This window comes from Streptomyces milbemycinicus, assembly GCF_002154605.1.
Classification (GTDB): domain Bacteria; phylum Actinomycetota; class Actinomycetes; order Streptomycetales; family Streptomycetaceae; genus Streptomyces; species Streptomyces milbemycinicus.
The window spans coordinates 1-8,238 of sequence record NZ_MUNE01000390.1 but is presented as its reverse complement, the minus strand read 5'-3'; the positions used below and the strand labels follow the sequence as shown (position 1 = coordinate 8,238).

8 protein-coding genes are annotated in these 8,238 nt (G+C 72.4%); 3 read left to right on the top strand and 5 right to left on the bottom strand.

Going from position 1 to position 8,238, the window contains the following annotated elements:
• Nucleotides 1–205 precede the first annotated feature (205 nt).
• The 3 genes from CCN51_RS29840 to CCN51_RS29830 form a co-directional block, all read right to left on the bottom strand.
• Nucleotides 206–1,030, bottom strand: coding sequence for an enoyl-CoA hydratase/isomerase family protein (locus CCN51_RS29840; RefSeq protein WP_043487413.1), 825 nt, complete (start codon nt 1,028–1,030; stop codon nt 206–208).
• Nucleotides 1,031–1,124: 94 nt separating this feature from the next.
• Entirely contained in the window at nt 1,125–3,356 is a 2,232-nt protein-coding gene (locus CCN51_RS29835) for an acetate--CoA ligase family protein (protein ID WP_014178864.1), read from the bottom strand.
• Nucleotides 3,357–3,560: 204 nt separating this feature from the next.
• Nucleotides 3,561–4,715, bottom strand: coding sequence for a flavin-containing monooxygenase (locus tag CCN51_RS29830; RefSeq protein WP_014178865.1), 1,155 nt, complete (start codon nt 4,713–4,715; stop codon nt 3,561–3,563).
• Between the two features lie 171 nt (nt 4,716–4,886).
• On the opposite strand from CCN51_RS29830, the gene CCN51_RS29825 reads away from it, so the two are divergent.
• The 3 genes from CCN51_RS29825 to CCN51_RS29815 all read left to right on the top strand — a co-directional run bounded on the left by CCN51_RS29825 (nt 4,887) and on the right by CCN51_RS29815 (nt 6,363).
• A complete protein-coding gene (locus CCN51_RS29825; protein ID WP_014178866.1) occupies nt 4,887–5,339 on the top strand; it encodes a hypothetical protein in 453 nt (150 codons plus the stop codon).
• Complete coding sequence (locus CCN51_RS29820; protein ID WP_086013678.1) at nt 5,321–5,818, top strand: Zn-ribbon domain-containing OB-fold protein; 498 nt, start codon at nt 5,321–5,323, stop codon at nt 5,816–5,818. Before CCN51_RS29825 ends, CCN51_RS29820 begins: the two co-directional genes overlap by 19 nt.
• Nucleotides 5,819–5,922: 104 nt before the next feature.
• On the top strand, nt 5,923–6,363 hold the full coding sequence (locus tag CCN51_RS29815) for a hypothetical protein (protein ID WP_014178868.1): 441 nt from the start codon (nt 5,923–5,925) through the stop codon (nt 6,361–6,363).
• 59 nt (nt 6,364–6,422) lie between these two features.
• Here the strand turns inward: CCN51_RS29815 and CCN51_RS29810 are convergent, their stop codons facing one another.
• Nucleotides 6,423–7,121, bottom strand: a complete 699-nt coding sequence (locus CCN51_RS29810; protein ID WP_014178869.1) for a pyridoxine/pyridoxamine 5'-phosphate oxidase — start codon at nt 7,119–7,121, stop codon at nt 6,423–6,425.
• Between the two features lie 77 nt (nt 7,122–7,198).
• Nucleotides 7,199–8,238: thiolase C-terminal domain-containing protein (locus CCN51_RS29805; protein ID WP_086860280.1), on the bottom strand; the 1,040-nt coding region annotated here is incomplete at its 5' end.

Here is an 8,238-nt window from a genome sequence, read left to right as displayed (position 1 = left end):
GCGCGCAGGGCGGGGCGGCCGGGGCGGCCGGGGCGGAGCGGCGCTGGGGCCGCCCGCGGCAGGGGTTCGTCGCGGCGCGTGGCGGCGGTCGGCGAGCCGACCGAGCGCAGATAGCGGACCGCGGTGGCTGCCATCCCGGCGTGTCCCATCATGATTCCATTGAATCTGATGCTGCGTCAGATGGGAAGTCCCGGAAGGTGCCCTTTCAGCGGCCCCGGTACTCGGGGGCGCGGCGCTCGGCGAAGGCGCGGACGCCTTCCTGCGCATCCGCCGTGGTCATGTTGATCTCCTGGGCCGCAGCCTCGGCGGCGAACGCGGCCGCGCGATCGGCCTCCAGCGAGCCGTTCACCAGCTGCTTGGTGAGGGCGATGGCGCGGGTCGGGCCGCCGGCCAGGCGCTCGGCCCACTCGCGGGCGGTCTTGGCCAGCTCGCCGTCCGGGACGACCCGGTTGACCAGACCGATCCGCTCGGCCTCGGCGGCGGACAGCGAATCGCCGAAGAACAGCAGCTCCTTCGCCCGCTGCGGGCCGATCAGGCGCGGGAGGAGATAGGCGCCGCCGCCGTCGGGGACCAGCCCGCGGCGTACGAAGACCTCGATGAACCTGGCCGACTCGGCGGCGATCACCAGATCGCAGGCGAAGGCGAGATGGGCGCCGAGCCCGGCCGCGGTCCCGTTCACGGCGGCGATGACCGGCTTCTCGCAGTCCAGCACGGCGGCGATGAGCCGCTGCGCCCCACGCCGGATCAGCCGGGCCACATCGCCGGCGACCCGCTCGCCCCCGCTTGCGCCTGTCCGGGCACCGCCGCGCAGGTCGGCCCCCGCGCAGAAGCCCTTGCCGGTGGCGGTGAGCACCACGGCCCCGACCGCCGGGTCGGCGGAGGCGTCGTCGAGCAGTGAAATCAGGCGTTCGCGCTGGTCAGGGGTGATGGCGTTCATCGCGGCCGGGCGGTCGAGGGTGATCCACGCCACGCCGTTGTCAGTGGCGTGCCGTACAACGGATTCAGGTGATTCTTCGGGGGAGGAAGTCATGGGGGAGTTCCCTTGGGACGGGGCCGTGGCCGGGGTGGGCGGCGAGGTGGCGGCAGGAGCTCGGCTGGAGGGCCGGGCGCGCGGGCCGGGCGCCTCAGCGGCACACGGCCAGGGCATCGAGGGCCACCGCGCCCTGGCCGCGCGGCAGCACCATCAAGGGGTTCACGTCGAGCTCGGCGAGGTCGTCGCCGAGTTCCAGAGCCATGCGCTGGACGCGGAGGACGACCTCGACCAGGGCGTCCACATCGCAGGGGGGCATGCCGCGCACACCGTCGAGCAGCGCCCGGCCGCGCAGCTCGGTGAGCATCGCGCGCGCCTGGTCCTCACCGAAGGGCGGCACGCGCACGGCCGTGTCCCGCAGCACCTCGACGAGCACACCGCCGATGCCCACCGTGACGGTCGGCCCGAAAAGGCTGTCATGGGTGACGCCGACGACCATCTCCACACCGCGCTCGACCATCTGGCAGACCAGCACGCCGTCCAGTTCGACGCCTTCGTAGCGGGCGATGTCGGTCAGGTCCCGATAGGTGTCGCGGACCTGGCTCGCGGAGGTGAGCCCGAGCCTGACCAGGCCAAGTTCGGTCTTGTGGGCGAGCTGCGGCGCGGATGCCTTCATGGCGACGGGGTAGCCGACCAGACCGGCGGCGCGGACGGCCGCCGCCGCGCTGGTCACCAGCTGCTCGCGCGGCACCCGGATGCCGTACGCCCGCAGCAGCTGCTTCGCGGCGTGCTCGCTCAGCTGCTCTCCCGGGCGCAGCAGCGCCTGGGCCTTGCGGGCCGAGGGGGAAGGGGTGCGCGGGGCGTCGTCGAAGGGGGAGCGGTAGCCGGCCGTGAAGCGGTGGTGCTCCAGATAGGCGCGGACGGCGGTGATGCAGTTGGCGAAGGTCCGGAAGGTGGCGACGCGCGAGGAGCCGAGCAGGGTGGTGCGGTAGGCGGCCTCGGTGCCGACCGGCGAGCCCCACACCACGCACACCAGCTTGTCCGTCTCTTCCGCCGCGTCGACCAGGTCCTGCGCCAGCTTGTCGCTCATCGGTGGGAACGGCCCGGTGATCGGGCAGATCAGCACGCCGACGGAGGGGTCGGCGAGGATGGCGTCGATGATCTTCCGGCCCCGCCAGTCGCCGACGGGGTGGCCGCCGTTGTCGACCGGGTTGGCGACGCTGAGGTCGTCGGGTATCCACTGGTGGAGCTCGGCCTGCTTCTCGGCGCCGAGCGTGGGCAGTGGGAGCCCGGCGGCCGTCGCGAGGTCGGAGAAGTGGGCGCCGGTGCCCCCGGAGATCGAATAGACCACGACGCCCTCGGCGCGCGGGGGCCGGGCGCGGGCGAGCAGCGCGGCCGTGTCCTGCAGCTCGTCGAGGCCGTCGACCCGGATCACGCCGAACTGCCGCATGGCCGCGTCCACGACCGCGTCCGAGCCGGTCAGCTTGCCGGTGTGGGAGGCGGCCGTGCGGGCCCCGGTCTCGGTGCGGCCGACCTTGACGGCCACGACGGGCACCTTGGCGCGGGCGGCGCGGTCGGCGGCCAGCAGGAAGCTGCGTCCGTCCTTGAGCCCTTCCACATACATCGCGATGGCGCCGACCTCGGGCCGGGCGGCGAAGTAGGAGATGAAGTCGGCGGTCTCCAGGTCGGCCTCGTTGCCGGTGGGGGCCCAGTGGCTGAGCCGGATGCCCAGCTCCTGGAGGGTGAAGACGGGGCGGCCCTGGTGGCCGGACTGGGTGATGAGGGCGATCGCCGGCCCCTCCAGGTCCTCGCGGAACTCCTCGAAGGCGTTGAGGTTGGTGTTGGGGCCCAGGAGGCGCAGTCCGCCGCGCCGTACGGCGGCGGACAGCCGGGCCTGGGCGGCGGCGCCCTCGGCGCCGGTCTCGGCGAAGCCGGAGGCGAAGGCGACGGCGAACTTGACCTTGGCGGAGGCGAGTTCTTCGACGAGCGGGAGGGGGTCACGGACGAGGAGGACGGCGAGGTCGACCGGTTCGGGCAGATCGGCCACGGACGGGACGCAGGGGAGGCCGAAGACGGCGGAGCGGGAGGGGTGCACGGGGTGCAGGCGCGCGCCGACGCGCTCGGCCCAGGCGATCAGCTGCCGGGTGATGCCGGTGTTGGGGCGGCCCTCGGCGTCGGAGGCGCCCACGACGGCCACCGACTCGGGGCGGAAGAACCGGTCCAGATCGGGGACGGCGGAGTGCAGCGGGCGGCCGCTGACGTCCACGTCCTCGGCGGCCGCGGATCTGCCGTGGACATGGACGGCGGGGCCGGGAGGCCGGCCGCAGGCGGCGACGCGGGCGTGACGGGAGTTGGTGGTGAGGGTGCCGTGAGTCGATCCAAGCATCGGTATCCGCCACTCCTGCTCGTTGGCGACAAGCCAGATAACTGACGTCCAGTCAGATTACTCAGGAGTCAGATTAACGGAACTGACACCATGTCAGGAATGGGGGTGCGTGGACAAAACGCAGGGTGACGGGGGCCGCCCTTGGGGCGGTGAGGTGATGGTGCCCGGCGGATCCAGGGGTCACGCCGGGCGGGAGCGGCGATATCACGCCGATGTGCGGTCGATGGCCTTGGCGATTTTGCGCGCGTCGATGGCGAGTTCGCGGAACATGCCGCTGATCGGGTTCGTATAGCCCGTGAAGTGCAGGCCCGGGGCCGAGGGGGCGGTGCGCGGGCCGTGGGCCAGGGGCTTGCCGCGCGCGTCGAGCACGTCCAGGTGGCCGACGAGGTCGTCCAGGCCGCGCCGGTAGCCGGTCGCCGCGACCACGGTGTCGGGGCTGATGCGGGAGCCGTCGGCCAGCGCCACCTTGTCCTCCTCGAAGGACTCGACCGCCGCCACCACCTCCACCTTCCCGGCCTGGACCGCGTCGATGAGGCCGACGTCCTGCACCGGGATCGCGCCTTGGCGCACCCGGGTGTACAGGCCGGTCTCCGGCAAGGGCAGCCCGTGCTCGGCGAGGTCCGGCATGGTGAGCCGGTTCATCGCCCGCGCCGCCCGGTCCACCAGCGGGGTGGGCAGCCGCCGCACCATGACGCCGGTGGCCTGCGCGGGCCAGCCCGCCGTGGAGCGGCGCACGATGTGCGGCACGGTGCGCACCGCGAGCCGCACCCGGGCCGCGCCGCCCTCGACGAGGTCGACCGCGATCTCGGCGCCCGTGTTGCCGACGCCGACGACCAGGACGTCCCGGCCCTGGTACGGGCGGGCGTTGCGGTAGCGGCTCGCGTGCAGCAACTCGCCGGTATAGGTCTTCCGGCCCGGCCAGTCGGGCACGCGCGGGGTGTGGTTGTAGCCGGTGGCCACGACCACGACGGGCGAGGAGGGCGTCCGTCCGCCCGTGGCCCGCAGCACCCAGCCCTCGCCGTCCGGAGCCCGGTCGATCCGTGAGACCTCCACCCCGGTGACGATCTCCAGCCGGTGGTGCTCGACGTACTGCTCCAGATAGCGCACCACGTCGTCGCGGGCGACCCACCGCCCGTACGCCCGGGGGATCGCGAGCCCGGGGAGGGCGGACAGGCGGCGTGTGGTGTGCAGATGCAGCCGGTCGTAATGGGCGCGCCAGGAGGCGGCGACCGCCTCCGACTTCTCCAGGACCACCGCGCGGATGCCGCGTTCGCGCAGGGCCGCCGCTGTGGCGAGCCCGCCCGGGCCACCGCCGATCACGTACACGGGTGAGGAGTGCTCGGGGAAGGTGTCGGCCATGGGCGTGAGCGTAGCCAGATAATTGGCAGGTTTCCGTCAAATTTATTCCGAATCGATTGCGGATCGATCACGGGCCGTCGCACGGCCTCTTGCGCTCTGTGTCCGCGTCCGCTGAACTGACGTACCGTCAGATAAGCGCGCCCCGGCGGGACGGACAGGAGAGGGGGAGTGATGCGTACGATCTGGCTCAGCGGGCCCGAATGGCTCGCCGTGCTGCGCATCGGGCTCGGCCTGTGGTGGCTGGAGAGCTGGCGGCACAAGGACAAGAAGGCCTGGCTGGAACGGAACACCGGCATCACCTGGGCGGCCGGCGTCGCCGCCAAGCACCGCTGGGCGTTCGTACGCGGCGGATTCGGCGCCGTCGTCGGGTCCCGCCCCAAGCTCATGGCGTATGTCGTCCTCTACGCCGAACTGGCCATCGGCCTCGGCCTGGTCCTGGGCTTCCTCACCCCGATCGCCCTGATCGGCGGCGCGCTGCTGAACCTGCTCTACTTCGTGCTGATGATCCACGACTGGGCCGAGCAGGGGCAGAACTCGATGATGGTGCTCATCTCCCTGGTCGCTCTCCTCGGCATGAGCTGGCAGACCTGGGCGCTGGACGAGGCATGGGGGCTGTTTCTGTGAGCGCGCCCCCCTCGGGCGCGCCCCGCTTCGACCTGCCGGAGATCGACGACTTCACCCGCCCCTACTGGGACGCGGCCGCGCACGGGCAGCTGCTGATCCGCCGCTGCACGGACTGCGGCCAAGCCCACCACTACCCACGCGAGTTCTGTCCCCGGTGCTGGAGCGAGAACGTCGTCTGGGTGCGGGCGAGCGGCCGCGCGACCCTGTACACCTGGTCCGTGGTGCACCGCAACGACCTCCCGCCGTTCGGTGCCCGTGTCCCCTATACCGCCGCCGTCGTCGAACTCGCCGAGGGCCCACGCATGATGACCGAGCTGGTCGGCCACGCGGGCCTGGACCAGGGTGTGGACATGGACCTGCGCACGGACATGGATCTGCGTGTGGGCATGGATCTGCGTGTGGGCATGGATCTGCGCGTCGACTTCCGCGCCGCGCACGAGGGCGCCCCGGCGATCCCCGTCTTCCGCCCCGCCGCGTGACCGGCCGGGTGCGGCCGGAAGGCTGAAGCCGCACCGGATATCGACACACTCATGAAGGAAGGCTCGTTAGCCCGGCAACTTCAGTTTCTGCTTTGAGAGGGCTCATGACCTTCAGCAAGATGTTGTCGGCTCTGTCCGCGACCACTGGCGCGCTGCTCGCCGTGGGCACGGGAACGGCTTGGGCCGACGTTCCACACCCTGGGCTGTACGGCAACAAAAGCGAAAACAACAACATCTGCAAGTCGTTTTCCACGTCGGTGGCCAACGGCGGCGCCGGTGGCCTCGCCGGATCCAACCAGAGCACTGGCGCTTCGGTCGCGCAGACAGCGTCAACCGGAGGTAGCAACACCGCCCAGATCGACCAGGCGAACACAGCCACTCTGGAGGGGACCTTCACCGGTGGCGCGGGTGGCAGCGCTGCCGCCTCCAACGGTGGTGTGTCCACCAAGTGCAGCAACACTACCGTCTACGTGCTCGACGGCAGGTCCATCGACGGCCAAGAGCCCACCCGGCACGGCACCGGATCGCGGCGCAACAGTTCCTGACCGGGCAGCGGGCGGTGCCGGACCGGCCCCCCGAGCCCGGGCCGGCACCGCCCCGCCCCTCACGGCCACAGCAGCTCGCGCCGCCAACCCCCGTCCTCGCCCTCGCCCGCGCGGCGGTAGCGCAGCCGTACGTGCCGACGGTGCTCCTCCTCCTGGTAGAATTCCACCTCGTCCGCGGCCAGTACATACAGCGTCCAGCTCGGCGCCGTCGCGTCCGGCTCCCGCTCCACCCGCTCCCGCGCCGCCTCGAAAGCCCGCTCCAACTCCTCGTACGAGCCCAGGACCTCGCTCTGCCGCCCGCCCCCGGCCAGCGCGGCCGTCAGCGCCGCCGGCGAGCGCCCGCGCAGATCCGCGGTGCTCTCCTCGGGGTCGGCCGCCGTGACCCGTCCGCCGATCCGCACCTGCCGGCCCACCGCGGTCCAGTGGAACCCCAGCGCCGCGTACGGACGCGCGGCCAGTTCCCGGCCCTTGCGGCTGGTGCGATGGGTGCCGAAGTGCCAGCCGCGCGCGTCCACGTCGTGCAGCATCACCGTACGCACGGAGGGGCGGCCATCCGCGTCGGCGGTGGCCAACATCATGGTGTGCGGGCCCGGCACGCCCGCCTCGGCGGCCTCGCGCAGCCACCGTCGGAAGAGCGACAGCGGCTCGTCCGGAGCCTGTTCCGGGTCGAAGGCGGGCAGCTCGCCGGCGTCGTGCACGCGCAGCCCGCGCAGCAGCTCACGGAATTCCTCGGCCGCCTCGTCGCCGGTTCCATGCATCGGGTTCCCCTGTCTTTTTCTCATTCCAGAGTGAGCCAGGGTGACACGGGGGCGGGCGAAACGCCCGCGGGGAGCCCTCAGCCGCGCCCGAGCACCACCGTCCCCGACGAGCAGAACCAGCCGCCCGTCCCCGACGCCACGGCCAGCTCCGGCAGCCGCCCGCCCGCCTTGCGGACCTGCCGCTCACCCGCCTCGCCGCGCAGCTGCCGTACGGCCTCCACCAGCAGGAACAGCCCGCGCATACCGGGGTGGCAGGCGGAGAGCCCGCCGCCGTCCGTGTTCGTCGGCAGATCGCCGGTAAGCCGCAGCCGCCCCTTGCCCACGAACGCCCCGCCCTCGCCCTTCGCGCAGAAGCCCAGGTCCTCCAGGGTCACCAGCGTCATATAGGTGAACGCGTCGTAGAGCTCGGCCACATCGATGTCCGACGGCCGCACCCCGGCCCGCTCGAAGGCCTGCCGCCCGGAGAGCGCGGCGGGCGAGACGGTGAAGTCGCCCCACTCCGACATGGTGGTGTGGGAGATCGCGGTGCCCGAACCCAGCACCCACACCGGGGGCTTCGCCGTGTCCGGTATGTACTCCTCGCCCGCGAGCAGCAGGGCGCAGCCGCCGTCGGAGCGGATGCAGCAGTGCAGCTTGGTGAAGGGATCGGCGATCATCGGGCCGCTCAGCACCTCGTCCACCGTGATCGGGGTGCGGAACATCGCGTCCGGGTTGTGCGCGGCGTTGGCGCGCGCCTGGACGGCGATGTCCGCGAGCTGTTCGAGGGTCGTCCCGTACTGGTGCATATGGCGGCGCGCGGCCATCGCGTACTTGGCGACCAGGGTGTGGCCGTACGGGACCTCGAACTGGAGCGGTCCGCGCGCCCCGAAGGAGAGGTTGGAGGTACGGCGGCCCGCGCGGATGTCGGCGCGGGCGGTGGAGCCGTACACCAGGAGGACGGCGCGAGCGTGGCCCGCGGCGATCGCGTCCGCCGCGTGGGCCGCCATGACCTCCCAGGTGGAGCCGCCGACGGACGTCGAGTCGGTCCAGGTGGGGCGCAGGCCCAGATACTCGGCCACCTCGACCGGGGCCAGCGTGCCGAGCCCGGCCGATGCGAGGCCGTCGACGGCCGACCGGT